Genomic DNA, 15,872 nt, shown 5'->3' with positions numbered 1-15,872 from the left:
CCACCCGGAGGGCATGCTCCAGCGCCGCAGCGCCGAGCACTGGGCCGGGCGCCTCTACATGCGGAAGATCTCGTTGCGGATCACCCGCGTGCTGTCCACCATGACGGCGATCACGCCCAACGGCCTGACCTACCTGATGATGTTCACCGGCATCCTGGCCGGCGCCGCCCTGGTCGTGCCGGGCATCACCGGCGCCGTCCTGGGCGCCCTGCTGATCCAGGTCTACCTGCTGCTGGACTGCGTGGACGGCGAGGTGGCCCGCTGGCGCCGGCAGACCTCGCTCACCGGCGTCTACCTGGACCGGGTCGGCCACTACATGTCCGAGGCGGCCCTGCTGACCGGCCTCGGCCTGCGCGCCACCGACCTGCTGCACCGCGAGGGCGGCGGCTCGCACTGGGAGTGGGCGTTCCTGGGCACGCTGGCCGCGCTCGGCGCGATCCTGATCAAGTCCGAGACGGACCTGGTGGACGTGGCCCGGGCCCGCAGCGGCCTGACGGCCGTCGAGGACAGCGCCTCGGTGCCGCGGTCCGCCTCGGTGGCCAAGGCCCGCCGGGCCGCCTCGCTGCTCAAGTTCCACCGCCTGGTCGGCGCGGTCGAGGCCTCGCTGTTCATCCTGGCGGCCGGGATCGCCGACGCCGTGCACGGCGGACTGTTCTTCACCCGGATCGCGGTCGTGGTGCTGGCGGCGATCGCCATGCTGCAGACCGTGCTGCACCTGCTGAGCATCGTCCTCTCGAGCAGGCTCCGATGACCACCTCCACCACCACCGCGGAGGACTTCCGCCTCGGCGTCGTGATCATCACCATGGGCAACCGGCCCGCCGAGCTCAACGCCCTGATCGAGTCCGTCCGTGCCCAGGAGGGCCCGGAGGTCGAGTTCGCCGTGGTCGGCCAGGGCGCGAAGCTGCCCCCGCTGCCGGCCGGTGTGCGCACCGTCGAGCTGCCGGAGAACCTGGGCATCCCGGGCGGGCGCAACGTGGGCATCGAGCTGTTCGGGCCGGACGGCCGGGAGGTGGACGCCGTCCTCTTCCTGGACGACGACGGCCTGCTGCCGCGCACCGACTCCGCCCGCCTGCTGCGCGAGGCCTTCACCGCCGACCCGGAGCTGGGCATCGTGTCCTTCCGGATCGAGGACCCGGACACCGGCGTCACCCAGCGCCGGCACGTCCCCCGGCTGCGCGCCAGCGACCCGATGCGCTCCTCCCGGGTGACCACCTTCCTGGGCGGTGCGAGCGCCGTGCGCTGCAAGGTGTTCGAGCAGGCCGGGCAGCTGCCGGCCGAGTTCTTCTACGCCCACGAGGAGACCGACCTCGCGTGGCGCGCCCTGGACGCCGGCTGGGCCATCGACTACCGGGCGGACGTGGTGCTGCACCACCCCGCGACCTCGCCGGCCCGGCACGCCGCCTACTTCCACAACGTGGCCCGTAACAGGGTCTGGCTCGCGAGGCGGAACCTTCCGGCCCCGTTGGTGCCTCTCTATCTGGGAACCTGGTTTCTGCTGACCCTGGCCCGACGTCCCTCCGCGGAGGGGTTGAGGGCCTGGCTGAGCGGATTCCGGGCGGGTTTCCGCGAACCCTGCGGTCCGCGCAAGCCCATGCGATGGCGTACCGTCTGGCGACTGACCAGGATGGGACGTCCTCCGATCATCTGATTGGATCAGGTGATCGATCGCCACGGCCGGTGACCACACGCCGGCCGGAATCCCCCCGTGATCCCAGTGGATCCCCATCGGCGCAAGGCCGGCGGACCCCCGCCGACCGGCCGCCCCGACAGATCCCGCGCGAAGGACGAATGTGTCGACAGTGAGTGAACCCGTCAGCCTCTCAGCCCCGAGGGGGGCGGACGCGGGCCTGACCCCCAAGCAGCTTGCGGACAAGTACGGCCTGTCGGTGAGCGGTGCCCGGCCCGGGCTGCTCGCCTACACCAAGCAGCTCTGGGCCCGGCGCCACTTCATCTGGGCCTTCGCCACCGCCCGCCTGGTGGCCCAGTACACCGACGCCAAGCTGGGCCAGCTGTGGCAGGTCGTGACCCCGCTGCTCAACTGCGGCGTGTTCTACCTGGTCTTCGGCGTCATCCTGGAGAACAAGGACGGCTTCCCGCCGCACACCTACATCGCCTGGCTGTGCATCGGCGTCTTCATCTTCCAGTTCACCCAGAACGCGGTGCAGTCCGGCACCCGGGCGATCTCCGACAACCTCGGCCTGATCCGCGCCCTGCACTTCCCGCGCGCCAGCCTGCCGATCGCCTTCACCGTGATCCAGCTCCAGCAGCTGCTGATCTCGACGGTCGTGCTGGTGGTCACCGTGCTGGCCGCCGGCATCACCCCGGGCAAGACCTGGCTGCTGATCATCCCGGCGCTGCTCCTGCAGACGCTGTTCAACACCGGCGTCTCGCTGATCTTCGCCCGGATCGGCGCCAAGACCAGTGACATCTCCCAGCTGATCCCGTTCGTGATGCGGGCCTGGATGTTCCTGTCCGGCGTGATGTTCAGCATCCAGGACCGGGTCCACAAGTGGCCGCACTACATCCAGGTGATCTGCAACATCAACCCGGCCTCGGTCTACATGGACCTGCTCCGGCACGCCTTCGCGCCGATCATCTACAACAAGCACCAGCCCGCGCACCAGTCGCTGCCGCCGCACCAGTGGACGTACGGCATCGCCTGGGCGGTCGGGATGTTCGTCATCGGATACGTCTTCTTCTGGAAGGCCGAGGAGGAGTACGGCCGTGGCTGACACCGACCTGAGCAAGCGCGACGCCGTCCCGGCCACGAGCGTGGCCCGCGAGCCCACCGTCGTCGTCGACGACGTGCACATCGTCTACCGGGTGCACGGCGCCGGCTCCGGCAAGGGCAGCGCCACCTCGGCGCTGAGCCGCATCATCAGCCGCAAGCGCGCCGCCGGGGTGCGCGAGGTGCACGCGGTCAAGGGCATCAGCTTCACCGCGTACAAGGGCGAGGCGGTCGGCCTGATCGGCTCCAACGGCTCCGGCAAGTCGACCATGCTGGCCGCCATCGCGGGCCTGCTGCCGACCGAGAAGGGCGGCATCTACACCAACGGCCAGCCCTCGCTGCTGGGCGTCAACGCGGCCCTGATGAACGAGCTCACCGGTGAGCGCAACGTCGTCCTGGGCTGCCTGGCGATGGGGATGTCCCCGGCCGACGTGCGGGCGCGCTACCAGGACATCGTCGAGTTCTCCGGGATCAACGACAAGGGCGACTTCATCTCCCTGCCGATGCGCACCTACTCCTCCGGCATGGGCGCCCGGCTGCGCTTCTCGATCGCCGCCGCCAAGACCCACGACGTGCTGCTGATCGACGAGGCGCTGGCCACCGGTGACCAGGCCTTCCAGCAGCGCAGCAAGAAGCGCATCGACGAGCTGCGCGGCTCGGCCGGTACGGTCTTCCTGGTCAGCCACGACAACAACTCGATCCGCGAGGTCTGCGAGCGGACCATCTGGATCGAGGCCGGCGAGCTGGTCATGGACGGTCCGACCGAGGAGGTCGTCGGCCGGTACGAGCGCGGCGAGCGCCCGTAACACCCCGCCGCCGCAGCGCCCGGCACCGAAGGGCCGGCCCCGGAACACTCCGGGGCCGGCCCTTCGGCGTGCGCCGCTCCCCCGGGTGGCCCGCCGCCGCGGGGGTGAGCGCCACAGTGCGCCGGGCGGGGCGCTCTTCTCGGGCGCGGCGCGTGGTGTCAGGCTGGGGGCGCGGGGGCGGTGTGCCTTGCGTGACGCCCGCGCTCGGACGCGTGTCCGAGTCGGACCGGTGGTACCGAGCGGTGTAGAACGGGGGAGTGACTGCAGTGTCGGCTTCGGCCCAGCCCAGAGATACGCCGGTGAACCCTTCCACGGGACAGACCCTGGAGAAGGCGGGTGCGGAGAACTTCCCGGTCGCCCCCTTCTTCCTGCCCGCGGCCTGGCGCGGTGACCTGATGACGGTCTACGGCTTCGCCCGGCTGGTCGACGACGCCGGCGACGGCGACCTGGCCGATCCGGCCGCCACCGCGGCCCTGCTCGGGATCGAGCAGCGGCCCCCCGTCACTCCTTCGGCCCAGCCCGGCCCGCCGAGCCCGGCGGAGGTCTCCTTCCGGCTCGCGCTGCTCGACGGACTGGAGCGCGACCTCGACCGGGTGTTCGAGACCGCGCTGCGCCCCGCCGGCGCCGAGCCGCCCCGGCACCCGCTGCTGGGCCCCCTCGTCCCGCTGGTCGACCGGCACGGCCTGACGCCCGAGCCGTTCCGCCGTCTGATCGAGGCCAACCGGGTGGACCAGACCACCGCCCGCTACGCCACCTACGACGACCTGGTCGGCTACTGCACGCTCTCCGCCGACCCGGTCGGCCGCCTGGTGCTGTCCATCGCGGGCGTCTCCACCCCCGAGCGGATCGCCCTCTCGGACGCCGTCTGCACCGCGCTCCAGCTGGTCGAACACCTCCAGGACGTGGCCGAGGACCTCTCCCACGGCCGGATCTACCTCCCCGCCGAGGACCTGGAACGCTTCGGCGTCACCGAGGAGGAGCTCGCCGAGCCCACCGCGACCGGTGCGGTCCGGGAACTGATCGCCTTCGAGGCCGAACGGGCCCGCACCCTGCTCGACCGCGGCGCACCATTGGTAGGTACGGTTCGGGGGAGGCTTCGACTGCTCCTGGCGGGATTCACCGCAGGCGGCTACGCGGCCCTGGCGGCCGTCGAGGACGCCGGGTACGACGTGCTCGCCCGGCAGGCGAAGCCGGACAAGCGCCGCCTCGCAGCGAAGGCGGCGGCCATCTTCGCGAAGGGAAGGTGAACGCCCGAGTGGCGGCATCACCACTGGCGTCGGCCCCGGTCATGGCGGCGTACCGGTACTGCGAGGCAGTCACCGGACTGCAGGCACGCAACTTCAGCTACGGCATCCGCCTGCTGCCCGAGCCCAAGCGACTGGCCATGTCGGCCCTGTACGCGCTGGCCCGCCGGGTGGACGACATCGGCGACGGCGACCTCCCGGCCGACCGCAAGGCCGAGGCCCTGGTGCGCACCCGGGAGCTGGTGGACGAGGTCCGCTCCGGGGCGGTCGCCGAGGACGACACCGACCCGATCAAGGTCGCCCTGGCCGACGCGGCCCGGCGCTTCCCGATCCCGCTCGGCGGCTTCGACGAGCTGATCGACGGCGTGGAGATGGACCTCAAGGGCGCCGAGTACCAGACCTACGAGGAGCTCAAGGTCTACTGCCGCTGCGTGGCCGGCGCCATCGGCCGGCTCTCGCTGGGCGTCTACGGCTGCGAGGACCCGGAGCGCGGGGCGCAGTACGCGGACACCCTGGGCCTGGCCCTGCAGCTCACCAACATCCTGCGCGACCTGCGCGAGGACGCCCTGACCGGCCGCACCTACCTGCCCACCGAGGACCTGGTCCGGTTCGGCTGCGAGCAGGGCTTCGCGCTGCCCAGGCCGCCGGTCGGCGCCGACTTCACCGGGCTGGTGGCCTTCGAGGCCGCCCGGGCCCAGGCCGCCTTCGAGGAGGGCCTGCGGCTGCTGCCCCTGCTCGACCGCCGCAGCCGCGCCTGCACCGCCGCGATGGCCGGGATCTACCACCGGCTGCTCGGCCGGATCGCCGCCGATCCGGAGTCGGTGCTGCGCGGCCGGGTGTCGCTCCCGGGCTGGGAGAAGGCGTACGTGGCGCTTTCCGGGCTCGCCGGGGGGCGTTCTTGATTCTCGCCACGGTTCTGTCACGCTGTGTCAGCGAGGAATCACATCAGGGTGGCGCCGTGTTGACCACGGTGCCGTCCACGACGGTGCCGGCCGTGAGCGCGCCGGCGACAGCGACCGTCGCCGGGCGGTCCGGCGACTGCGAGGGGGAGGGCCGATGACCGGGCGAGCCGATGCCGCGCGCCCGGCTGCCGTCGTGGTCGGCGGCGGCCTGGCCGGGATCACCACCGCCCTGCGGCTGGCCGAGGCCGGCCACCGGGTCACCCTCGCCGAAGGGCGTCCCCGGCTCGGCGGCCTGGCCTTCTCCTTCCAGCGCGGCGACCTGACCGTCGACAACGGCCAGCACGTCTTCCTGCGCTGCTGCACCGCCTACCGCGGGCTGCTGGAGCGCCTGGGCGCCACCCGGATGACCCACCTCCAGGACCGGCTGGACGTCCCGGTGCTCTCCGTCACCGGCCCCGCCGGGGCCCCGGTGCGCACCCTCGGCCGACTGCGGCGGGCCGGTCTGCCCGTCCCGCTGCACCTGGCCGGCAGCCTCGCCCGCTACCCGCACCTGTCCCCGGCCGACCGCGCCCGGGTGGTCCGCGGCGCGCTCGCCCTCAAGGGCCTGGACCTCGCCGACCCGGCGCTGGACGGGCTCTCCTTCGGCGAGTGGCTGCGCCGCAACGGGCAGAACGCCGCCACCACGGCCGCGCTCTGGGACCTGGTCGGCGTCGCCACCCTGAACGCCCGGGCCGACCAGGTGTCCCTGGCGCTCGCCGCGATGGTCTTCAAGACCGGGCTGCTCTCCGACCCGGGGGCGTCCGACATCGGCATCGCCGCCGTCCCGCTCGGCGTGATCCACCACGACCGGGCGCTCGCGGAGCTGGAACGCGCCGGCGTGCGGGTGCTGCTGCGCGCCCGCGTCGCGGAGCTCAAGCCGGCCGCGCCCCAGCACGCCCTCCGGCTGGAGGGCGGCCGACCGGGGGACGGCGAGCTTCTCACCGCCGACACCGTGGTGCTGGCCGGCGCCCAGGACACCGCCGCCGCCCTGCTGCCGCCGGGCGCCGTCCCCCACCGGCTGGAGGACCTCGGCACCACGCCGATCCTCAACGTGCACGTGGTCTACGACCGCAAGGTGCTGCGCCGGCCGTTCTTCGCCGCGCTCGACAGCCCGGTCCAGTGGGTCTTCGACCGCACCACCCACTCCGGCCTGGCCGGGACCCCGATCGGACGCGCCCACCCCGGCGCCCAGTACCTGGCGCTGTCCCAGTCGGCCGTCCAGGACGAGATCGACCTGCCGGTCGCCGAACTGCGCGACCGCTACCTGCCCGAGCTGGCCCGGCTGCTGCCGGCCGCCGCCGACGCCGAGGTGCTGGACTTCTTCGTCACCCGGGAGCGCACCGCGACCTTCGACGGGGCGCCCGGCAGTGCCGCGCTGCGGCCCGGGGCCGTGACCGGCGTCCCCGGCCTGCTGCTGGCGGGTGCGTGGACCGCCACCGGCTGGCCCGCGACCATGGAGGGCGCGGTGCGCAGCGGCCACGCCGCCGCGGACGCGGTGCTCGCCGCGGCCGGTGCCAGGGTGCCGGTGGACCGGGGCGACGGGCGGTGGCCCAGGTGACGGCGGGGCCCGCCGCCGGAGAGCCCGCCAGAGCCGACGGGCGTACCGTCGGCCCCATCGGCTCCATCGGCCGCACCGACACCGATCGCCGCGGCACCGCCCGCCTCGACACCGCCAGCTTCGACACCAGCCGCACCGACAGTACCCGGCCGCCCCGTGCGGTCCGGCACCACGAGGGAGAGGGAACGCACGTGGAGTCACGCACCGGCATCGCCGTCGGAGGCACGGCGCACGCCGAACCGGTCTCGGTGCCGGAGCTGCTGGCCCGCAGCCGGACGCTCTGCGCCCCGCCGCTCCGGGCCACCGTCGCCCGTCTGGCCGCACCGATGGACACCGTCGCCGCCTACCACTTCGGCTGGATCGACCGGGACGGCACCCCGGTGGAGGGCGACGGCGGCAAGGCCGTGCGCCCCGCGCTGGCCCTGCTGTCCGCCCGGGCGGCCGGTGCGGCGCCCGAGGTCGGGGTGCCCGGCGGAGTGGCCGTTGAACTGGTGCACAACTTCTCCCTGCTCCATGATGATCTGATGGACGGTGACGAGACCCGGCGGCACCGGGCCACCGCCTGGACGGTCTTCGGCCCGGCCCAGGCGATCCTGGTCGGCGACGCCCTGGCGACGCTCGGCACGGAGGTGCTGCTCGACGCCGGGGTGACCGGCGGCGCGAGCCCCGCCGACGCCGCGCGCGCCGTCCGGCTGCTCACCACCGCGACCCGCAGACTGATCGACGGCCAGGCCATGGACGTCGCCTTCGAGCAGCGCGACAGCGTCACCGTCGCCGAGTGCCTGGAGATGGAGGGCGGCAAGACGGCGGCCCTGCTGGCCGCCGCCTCGGCGATCGGCGCCGTCCTGGCCGGGGCCGACGACGAGGTCTCCGACGCCCTCCAGCGCTACGGCTACCACCTGGGCCTGGCCTTCCAGGCGGTGGACGACCTGCTCGGCATCTGGGGCGCGACCGAGGTCACCGGCAAGCCGCACTGGGGCGACCTGCGCCAGCGCAAGAAGTCGCTGCCGGTCGCCGCCGCGCTCGCCGAGGGCGGCGCCGCCTCGCGCCGGCTGGCCGAGCAGCTCGCGGACCCGAAGGGCCGGGGCGAGGAGGGCGAGCCCGAGCTCGCCGCCCGGGCCGCGCTGATCGAGGCGGCCGGCGGCCGGGCCTGGACCCAGGAGGAGGCCCGCCGCCAGCACACGACTGCCCTCGCCGCCCTGGACGAGGTGCCCATGTCCGACGAGGTGCGCGAGCACTTCGTCGCACTCGCCGAATTCGTGGTGGTACGAGAGAGGTGACGTTACGTTGACAGCAACCGCGGACGGCCGGCTCGACCCTGAGTACGATTCCGAGCCGGTCGCGGTGGGCGACCGCCCCCCGACCCTGCTGGGTGCGGGGCGGTGGCAGCCCGAGGACACCGACCGGCCCCGGCCGGCCGGTGAGGCGGACCGGCAGCCCGGCGACGTGCGCGAGGCCCTCGCGCGCGCCACCACCCACCTGCTCTCGCTGCAGTCCTCCGAGGGCTGGTGGAAGGGCGACCTGGAGACCAACGTCACCATGGACGCCGAGGACCTGCTGCTCCGCCAGTTCCTGGGCATCAGGACGGAGGAGCAGACCCGGGCCACCGCCGAGTGGATCCGCTCCCAGCAGCGGGAGGACGGCACCTGGGCCACCTTCCACGGCGGACCGCCCGAACTCTCCACCACCGTCGAGGCCTACGTCGCCCTCAAGCTCGCCGGCGACGACCCGGAGGCCCCGCACATGCTGGCCGCCGCGCGCTACGTCCGCTCCGCCGGGGGCATCGCGGCCGCCCGGGTGTTCACCCGGATCTGGCTCGCGCTCTTCGGCTGGTGGCCCTGGGACCGGCTGCCCGAGATGCCGCCCGAGATCATCTTCCTGCCCAAGTGGCTGCCGCTGAACATCTACGCCTTCGGCTGCTGGGCCCGGCAGACCATCGTCCCGCTGACCGTGGTCTCCTCGCACCGCCCGGTCCGTCCGGCCCCCTTCGCGATCACCGAGCTGCACACCGACCCGGACCACCCGTACCCCGAGCGGCCGCTCGCCCCCGCCACCAGCTGGGACGGCCTGTTCGCGCGCCTCGACAAGCTGCTGCACGCCTACCACCGCCGGGCCTTCCGGCCGCTGCGACGGCTCGCCGTCGCCCAGGCCTGCCGCTGGATCGTCGAACGGCAGGAGGCCGACGGCTGCTGGGGCGGCATCCAGCCGCCCGCCGTCTACTCGCTGATCGCCCTGCACCTGGAGGGCTACGAACTGGAGCACCCGGTGATGAAGGCCGGGCTCTCCTCCTTCGACCGCTTCACCGTGCACACCGAGGACGGCATGCGCTGGATGGAGGCCTGCCAGTCCCCGGTCTGGGACACCTGCCTGGCCACCATCGCGCTGGTCGACGCCGGGGTGCCGGCCGACCACCCGGCACTGGTCTCCGCCGTCGACTGGATGCTCGGCGAGGAGATCCGCAAGCGCGGCGACTGGTCCGTCCAGCGGCCCACCCTGCCGGCCGGCGGCTGGGCCTTCGAGTTCGAGAACGACACCTACCCCGACATCGACGACACCGCCGAGGTGGTGCTGGCGCTGCGCCGGGTCGCCCACCCCGACCAGGCCAAGGTCGACGCGGCGGTGGAACGGGGCGTGCTGTGGAACCTCGGCATGCAGTCCAAGAACGGTGCCTGGGGCGCCTTCGACGTCGACAACACCAGTCTGCTGCCGAACAAGCTGCCGTTCTGCGACTTCGGCGAGGTGGTCGACCCGCCGTCCGCGGACGTCACCGCCCACGTGGTGGAGATGCTCGCCGAGACCGGCCGGGCCCGGGACCCGCGCACCCGCCGGGGCATCGAGTGGCTGCTGCGTGACCAGGAGGCGGACGGCTCCTGGTTCGGCCGCTGGGGCACCAACTACATCTACGGCACCGGCTCGGTGCTGCCCGCCCTGGTCGCGGCCGGCGTCCCGGACGAGCACCCGGCGATCCGCCGGGCGGTGCGCTGGCTGGAGGACCGGCAGAACGCCGACGGCGGCTGGGGCGAGGACATGCGCTCCTACGACGACCCGGCGCGCTGGGCCGGGCGCGGCGACTCCACCGCCTCGCAGACCGCGTGGGCGCTGATGGCGCTCCTCGCGGCGGGCGAGGGCCCGCAGGGCCGGGCCAACCCGGCGGTGGAGCGCGGGGTCGAGTGGCTGGTGCGCACCCAGCTGCCCGAGGGCACCTGGGACGAGCCGCAGTTCACCGGCACCGGCTTCCCGTGGGACTTCTCCATCAACTACCACCTGTACCGGCTGGTCTTCCCGGTCACCGCGCTCGGCCGCTACCTCAACGGCAGCCCCGGGATGGTGCGGCCGGGCGGCACGCCGGCGATCGGGGCGAACCGGTGACCACCGCCCCGCTGCTGGTGCTCTGCGCGCTGGGCCCCGAGGTGTGGGCCCTGCGCGGCGGCGACTGGCGCGGCTCGGCCGGCGGGCCCCCGGCGCTGGTGCGCACCGGGGTCGGCCGGCGGCGCGCCGGGACGGCCGTGCGGCGACTGCTCGGCTCCGCGCCGGGCGGCTACGGCGCGGTCGTGGTGGCCGGCTTCGGTGCCGCGGTCGGGCCGGGCGTGGCGCCGGGCGACGTGGTGGCCGCGGACGGCGTGCGCGACGCCGAGGGCCACCTCTACCCGGTCGACTCCGGGCCGGAGCTGGCCCGGGCGCTCAAGGAACACGGCCTGACCGCGCACACCGGGGTGCACCACACCGCCGACCACGTGGTGCGCGGCATCGAGCGGCGCGCCCTGCACGTCCAGGGGGCGCTCGCCGTCGACATGGAAGCCGCCGCCGTGCTGGCCGCACTGCGGGAGGTGCGCCCGGCGCTGCCGGTGGCCGTGCTGCGGGTGGTGGTGGACACCCCCGAGCACGAGCTGCTGCGGCCGGGCACGCTCCCGGCCGGGGTGCGCGCCTGGCGGACCCTGCGGGCGACGGTACCCGCCCTGGTCGACTGGTACCGGCAGGAGCTCGACACCCGCTCCGCAGTCCTGAACCACCCCACATCCTCGACGCTCCCCCAGGAGGCGAGCTAGCCATGGCCATGCCGTTGCGCCAGACCGTGCGGGTCGGCACCTACCTGATGCAGCAGAAGCTGCTCAAGCGAAGGGACAAGTTCCCGCTGATCGTCGAGCTGGAACCGCTGTTCGCCTGCAACCTCGCCTGCGAGGGCTGCGGCAAGATCCAGCACCCGGCGGGCGTGCTCAAGCAGCGGATGCCGGTCGCCCAGGCGGTCGGCGCGGTCCTGGAGTCGGGTGCCCCGATGGTCTCGATCGCCGGCGGTGAGCCGCTGATGCACCCGCAGATCGACGAGATCGTCCGACAGCTGGTGGAGCGCCGCAAGTACGTCTTCCTCTGCACCAACGCGCTGCTGATGCGCAAGAAGATGGACAAGTTCAAGCCCTCGCCGTACTTCACCTTCGCCGTGCACATCGACGGGCTGCGCGAGCGGCACGACGAGTCGGTGGCCAAGGAGGGCACCTTCGACGAGGCAGTGGCGGCGATCAAGGAGGCCAAGCGGCGCGGCTTCCGGGTCACCACCAACAGCACCTTCTTCAACACCGACACCCCGCAGACCGTCATCGACGTCCTGGACTTCCTGAACGACGAGCTCAAGGTCGACGAGATGATGATCTCCCCGGCCTACGCCTACGAGAAGGCCCCCGACCAGGAGCACTTCCTCGGCGTCGAGCAGACCAGGGAGCTCTTCCGCAAAGCCTTCGCCGGCGGCAACCGCAAGCGGTGGCGCCTCAACCACAGCCCGCTCTTCCTGGACTTCCTGGAGGGCAAGGCCGACTTCGAGTGCACCCCCTGGGGCATCCCCAACTACTCGCTGTTCGGCTGGCAGCGGCCCTGCTACCTGATGGCCGACGGCTACGTGCCCACCTACCGCGAGCTGGTGGAGAAGACCGACTGGAGCAAGTACGGGCGCGGCAAGGACCCGCGCTGCGAGAACTGCATGGCCCACTGCGGCTACGAGCCGACCGCCGTCCTGGCCACCATGGGCTCGCTCCAGCAGTCGCTGCGCGCCATCACCGAGACCGTCAGCTCCAACCGGGGGCGCTGAACCCGGGCCGGGCCGCCCGGCACCGCAGCCGTCCCGCGTCCTGAGCTCCCGTCCGGCCCGGGCCGTCGTGCCCGGGCCGGCCCCGCCCCCGGTGGGCGGAGGCACCACCGCACCGCTCCGAGTCGTGAGGTGTACCCATGTCACTGCTCTCCCGCGTCACGTCCCCGGCCGAGCTGCGCAAGCTCCCGGCCGCCGAACTGCCGCTGCTCGCCGACGAGATCCGAGACTTCCTGATCGACGCCGTCACCCGCACCGGCGGCCACCTCGGGCCCAACCTCGGCGTGGTGGAGCTGACCATCGCGCTGCACCGGGTCTTCGACTCGCCCTACGACCGGATCGTCTTCGACACCGGCCACCAGAGCTACGTCCACAAGCTGCTCACCGGCCGGCAGGACTTCTCCAGGCTGCGGATGAAGGGCGGCCTGTCCGGCTACCCGTCCCGGGCCGAGTCCGAGCACGACCTGGTGGAGAACTCGCACGCCTCCACCGCGCTCTCCTACGCCGACGGGCTCGCCAAGGCCGCCCAGCTGCTCTGCCAGCACGACCGGCACACCGTCGCGGTGATCGGCGACGGCGCGCTCACCGGCGGGCTCGCCTGGGAGGCGCTGAACAACATCGCCGAGGCCCGCGACCGGCCGCTGGTCATCGTCGTCAACGACAACGAGCGCTCCTACGCCAGGACCGTCGGCGGACTGGCCCACCACCTGGCCACCCTGCGCACCACCCAGGGCTACGAGCGCTTCCTCGCGCTCGGCAAGGAGGCACTGCAGCGCACCCCGCTGGTCGGCCAGCCGATCTTCGACGCGCTGCACGGCGCCAAGAAGGGCTTCAAGGACGCCTTCGCCCCGCAGGGCATGTTCGAGGACCTCGGGCTCAAGTACCTCGGTCCGATCGACGGCCACGACCTGGGCGCGGTCGAGCAGGCGCTGCGGCAGGCCCGGAACTTCGGCGGCCCGGTGATCGTGCACTGCCTGACCGTCAAGGGGCGCGGCTACCGGCCCGCCGAACAGGACGAGGCGGACCGCTTCCACGCCGTCAACCCGATCGACCCGTACACCTGCCTGCCGATCTCGCCCAGCGCCGGGGTCTCCTGGACCTCGGTGTTCGGCGAGGAACTGCTCGCGCTCGGCGCCGAGCGGCCCGACCTGGTGGCGATCACCGCGGCGATGCTCCAGCCGGTCGGGCTGGCGCCGTTCGCCAAGGCGTACCCGGACCGGACCTTCGACGTCGGGATCGCCGAGCAGCACGCCGTGACCAGCGCGGCGGGGCTGGCCACCGGCGGGCTGCACCCGGTGGTGGCGGTCTACGCGACCTTCCTGAACCGGGCCTTCGACCAGGTCCTGATGGACGTCGCACTGCACCGGCTGGGTGTCACCTTCGTGCTCGACCGCTCCGGGGTCACCGGTTCGGACGGCGCCTCGCACAACGGCATGTGGGACCTGTCGGTGCTCCAGGTCGTCCCCGGGCTGCGGCTGGCCGCGCCGCGCGACGCCGAGCAGCTGCGGGCCCAGCTGCGGGAGGCCGTCGAGGTCGAGGACGCGCCGACCGTGGTCCGCTTCCCCAAGGGCAACGTCGGGCCGGTCGTCGAGGCGGTCGAACGGATCGGCGGGACGGACGTGCTGCTGCGCACCGGGCCGGCACCGGAGATCCTGCTGGTGGCCGTCGGCGTCACCGCCTCCGCCTGCCTGGACGCCGCCCGGCTGCTGCTCGCCGAGGGCTTCACCGCGACCGTGGTCGACCCGCGCTGGGTCAAGCCGGTCGACCCGGCCCTGGCCGGCCTCGCCGCCGCCCACCGCCTGGTGGTCACCGTCGAGGACGGCGGCCGCACCGGCGGCGTCGGTTCGGCCGTCGCCCAGGCGCTGCGCGACGCCGACGTGGACGTCCCGGTGCGGGTGCTCGGCCTGCCGCAGGAGTTCCTCGGCCACGCCGCCCGCGGCGAGATCCTGGAGGAGACCGGCCTGACCGGCACCGGGGTCGCGGCCCAGACCGCCGTCTTCGCCAAGAACCTGCTACCGACCCGAGGAGCGAACCCGCGCCATGCCGGCTGACCCCGACCGCCCCGCCTTCGACCTCGCCGCCCTCCTCGCCGAACGCGGCGGTGAGCGTTACGAGTTGCACAGCCGCCACCTCAACCCGCAGCTGCCGCGGATGCTCCGCACGATCGGCTTCGACAAGTACTACGAGCGCGCGCAGGGCCAGTACTTCTACGACGCCGAGGGCAACGAGTACCTCGACATGCTGGCCGGCTTCGGCATCTTCGCGCTCGGCCGGCACCATCCGGCGGTGCGTTCGGCGGTCCAGCAGGTGATGGACCTGGACCTGCCGGACCTGGTCCGCTTCGACTGCTCGCCGTTGCCCGGGCTGCTGGCCGAGCGGCTGCTCTCGTACGCGCCCGGACTGGACCGGGTGTTCTTCGGCAACAGCGGCACCGAGGCGGTGGAGACCGCGTTGAAGTTCGCCCGGTACGCCACCGGCCGCCGGCGCGTCCTCTACGCCGACCACGCCTTCCACGGGCTGACCACCGGCTCGCTGTCCGTCAACGGGGAGAGCGGCTTCCGCAAGGGCTTCGACCCGCTGCTGCCGGACACCGCCATCCCGCTCGGCGACATCGGGGCGCTGGCCAAGGAGTTGAAGCGCGGGGACGTCGCGGCGCTGATCGTCGAGCCGATCCAGGGCAAGGGCGTCCAGGCGCCGCCGCCCGGCTGGCTGCGGGCGGCCCAGGCGCTGCTGCACGAGCACAAGGCGCTGCTGATCTGCGACGAGGTGCAGACCGGGATCGGCCGCACCGGCGAGTTCTTCGCTTACCAGCACGAGGAGGGCGTGCTGCCGGACCTGGTGTGCGCGGCCAAGGCGCTCTCCGGCGGGTACGTGCCGGTCGGGGCCACGCTCGGCAAGAGCTGGATCTTCGAGAAGGTGTACTCCTCGATGGACCGGGTGCTGGTGCACTCGGCGAGCTTCGGGTCCAACGCCCAGGCGATGGCGGCCGGGCTGGCGACCCTGGAGGTGATGCGCGAGGAGAAGGTGGTGGAGAACGCCCGGCAGGTCGGCGACCGGTTCCGCGAGCGGCTGACGGCGCTGATCGACCGGTACGAGCTGCTCGCCGAGGTGCGTGGCCGGGGGCTGATGATCGGCATCGAGTTCGGCCGGCCCAGGTCGTTGAAGCTGCGTACCGGGTGGACGGCCCTCCAGGCGGCGCGCAAGGGGCTGTTCGCGCAGATGGTGGTCGTCCCGCTGCTGCAGCGCCACCGGATCCTGACCCAGGTGTCCGGGGACCATCTGGAAGTGATCAAGCTGATCCCGCCGCTGATCATCACCGACCGGGACGTGGACCGGTTCGTCGACGCGTTCACCGAGATCATGGACGAGGCCCACCGGGGGAACGGCCTGATGTGGGACTTCGGCCGGACGCTGGTGAAGCAGGCGGTCGGCAACAGGTAGTGCGGCGCGGAGTGCTCGGCAACAGGTAGTGCGGCGCGGAGTGGGAAGTCGCGCGGAGTGGGAAGTCGGCCGGGCCGA

The 15,872-nt window shown here is 73.1% G+C and carries 13 protein-coding genes; all 13 read left to right on the top strand.

Annotated features, from left to right (window positions below; translation table 11 throughout):
• Positions 1-13: 13 nt before the first annotated feature.
• The 13 genes from AB0F71_RS26570 to AB0F71_RS26510 all read left to right on the top strand — a co-directional run bounded on the left by AB0F71_RS26570 (position 14) and on the right by AB0F71_RS26510 (position 15,794).
• Positions 14-751 carry a CDP-alcohol phosphatidyltransferase family protein gene (locus AB0F71_RS26570; RefSeq protein WP_360238876.1) on the top strand — a complete coding sequence of 246 codons (738 nt, stop codon included), beginning with the start codon at positions 14-16 and terminating at the stop codon, positions 749-751.
• Positions 748-1,650 (top strand): glycosyltransferase, encoded by a 903-nt coding sequence (locus tag AB0F71_RS26565; RefSeq protein ID WP_360238805.1) that lies wholly within the window; start codon positions 748-750, stop codon positions 1,648-1,650. Before AB0F71_RS26570 ends, AB0F71_RS26565 begins: the two co-directional genes overlap by 4 nt.
• Positions 1,651-1,792: 142 nt before the next feature.
• Positions 1,793-2,734, top strand: coding sequence for an ABC transporter permease (locus tag AB0F71_RS26560; RefSeq protein ID WP_360238803.1), 942 nt, complete (start codon positions 1,793-1,795; stop codon positions 2,732-2,734).
• Complete coding sequence (locus AB0F71_RS26555; protein WP_360238801.1) at positions 2,727-3,536, top strand: ABC transporter ATP-binding protein; 810 nt, start codon at positions 2,727-2,729, stop codon at positions 3,534-3,536. Before AB0F71_RS26560 ends, AB0F71_RS26555 begins: the two co-directional genes overlap by 8 nt.
• Before the next feature lie 299 nt (positions 3,537-3,835).
• Positions 3,836-4,783, top strand: coding sequence for a squalene synthase HpnC (hpnC, locus tag AB0F71_RS26550; protein ID WP_360238799.1), 948 nt, complete (start codon positions 3,836-3,838; stop codon positions 4,781-4,783).
• A gap of 41 nt (positions 4,784-4,824) precedes the next feature.
• Positions 4,825-5,682, top strand: coding sequence for a presqualene diphosphate synthase HpnD (gene hpnD, locus AB0F71_RS26545; protein WP_360238874.1), 858 nt, complete (start codon positions 4,825-4,827; stop codon positions 5,680-5,682).
• A 154-nt stretch (positions 5,683-5,836) separates the two neighbouring features.
• Complete coding sequence (gene hpnE / locus AB0F71_RS26540) at positions 5,837-7,279, top strand: hydroxysqualene dehydroxylase HpnE (RefSeq protein ID WP_360238797.1); 1,443 nt, start codon at positions 5,837-5,839, stop codon at positions 7,277-7,279.
• Between the two features lie 209 nt (positions 7,280-7,488).
• Positions 7,489-8,559, top strand: coding sequence for a polyprenyl synthetase family protein (locus AB0F71_RS26535; protein ID WP_360238872.1), 1,071 nt, complete (start codon positions 7,489-7,491; stop codon positions 8,557-8,559).
• A gap of 166 nt (positions 8,560-8,725) precedes the next feature.
• A complete protein-coding gene (shc, locus tag AB0F71_RS26530) occupies positions 8,726-10,648 on the top strand; it encodes a squalene--hopene cyclase (RefSeq protein ID WP_360238870.1) in 1,923 nt (640 codons plus the stop codon).
• Positions 10,645-11,325, top strand: coding sequence for a 1-hydroxy-2-methyl-2-butenyl 4-diphosphate reductase (locus AB0F71_RS26525; protein WP_360238795.1), 681 nt, complete (start codon positions 10,645-10,647; stop codon positions 11,323-11,325). Before shc ends, AB0F71_RS26525 begins: the two co-directional genes overlap by 4 nt.
• A 2-nt stretch (positions 11,326-11,327) precedes the next feature.
• Entirely contained in the window at positions 11,328-12,356 is a 1,029-nt protein-coding gene (hpnH, locus tag AB0F71_RS26520) for an adenosyl-hopene transferase HpnH (RefSeq protein ID WP_360238793.1), read from the top strand.
• Between the two features lie 137 nt (positions 12,357-12,493).
• Complete coding sequence (gene dxs / locus AB0F71_RS26515; RefSeq protein ID WP_360238791.1) at positions 12,494-14,404, top strand: 1-deoxy-D-xylulose-5-phosphate synthase; 1,911 nt, start codon at positions 12,494-12,496, stop codon at positions 14,402-14,404.
• Positions 14,394-15,794: an aspartate aminotransferase family protein gene (locus tag AB0F71_RS26510; RefSeq protein WP_360238789.1), complete on the top strand. Its 1,401-nt coding sequence runs from the start codon at positions 14,394-14,396 to the stop codon at positions 15,792-15,794. The genes dxs and AB0F71_RS26510 overlap by 11 nt, the downstream gene beginning before the upstream one ends.
• Positions 15,795-15,872 lie beyond the last annotated feature (78 nt).

This window comes from Kitasatospora sp. NPDC028055 (assembly GCF_040637885.1).
In the GTDB taxonomy this organism is placed as follows: Bacteria; Actinomycetota; Actinomycetes; order Streptomycetales; family Streptomycetaceae; genus Kitasatospora.
Note: the sequence above shows the minus strand (reverse complement) of the source record. Positions and strands in the feature narration are given on the sequence as shown.

Coding starts and splice junctions, on each gene's coding strand:
- dxs (WP_360238791.1), top strand. CDS start 12,494: ATGTCACTGCTCTCCCGCGTCACGTCCCCGGCCGAGCTGCGCAAGCTC.
- AB0F71_RS26565 (WP_360238805.1), top strand. CDS start 748: ATGACCACCTCCACCACCACCGCGGAGGACTTCCGCCTCGGCGTCGTG.
- hpnE (WP_360238797.1), top strand. CDS start 5,837: ATGACCGGGCGAGCCGATGCCGCGCGCCCGGCTGCCGTCGTGGTCGGC.
- hpnH (WP_360238793.1), top strand. CDS start 11,328: ATGGCCATGCCGTTGCGCCAGACCGTGCGGGTCGGCACCTACCTGATG.
- AB0F71_RS26510 (WP_360238789.1), top strand. CDS start 14,394: ATGCCGGCTGACCCCGACCGCCCCGCCTTCGACCTCGCCGCCCTCCTC.
- hpnD (WP_360238874.1), top strand. CDS start 4,825: ATGGCGGCGTACCGGTACTGCGAGGCAGTCACCGGACTGCAGGCACGC.
- AB0F71_RS26570 (WP_360238876.1), top strand. CDS start 14: ATGCTCCAGCGCCGCAGCGCCGAGCACTGGGCCGGGCGCCTCTACATG.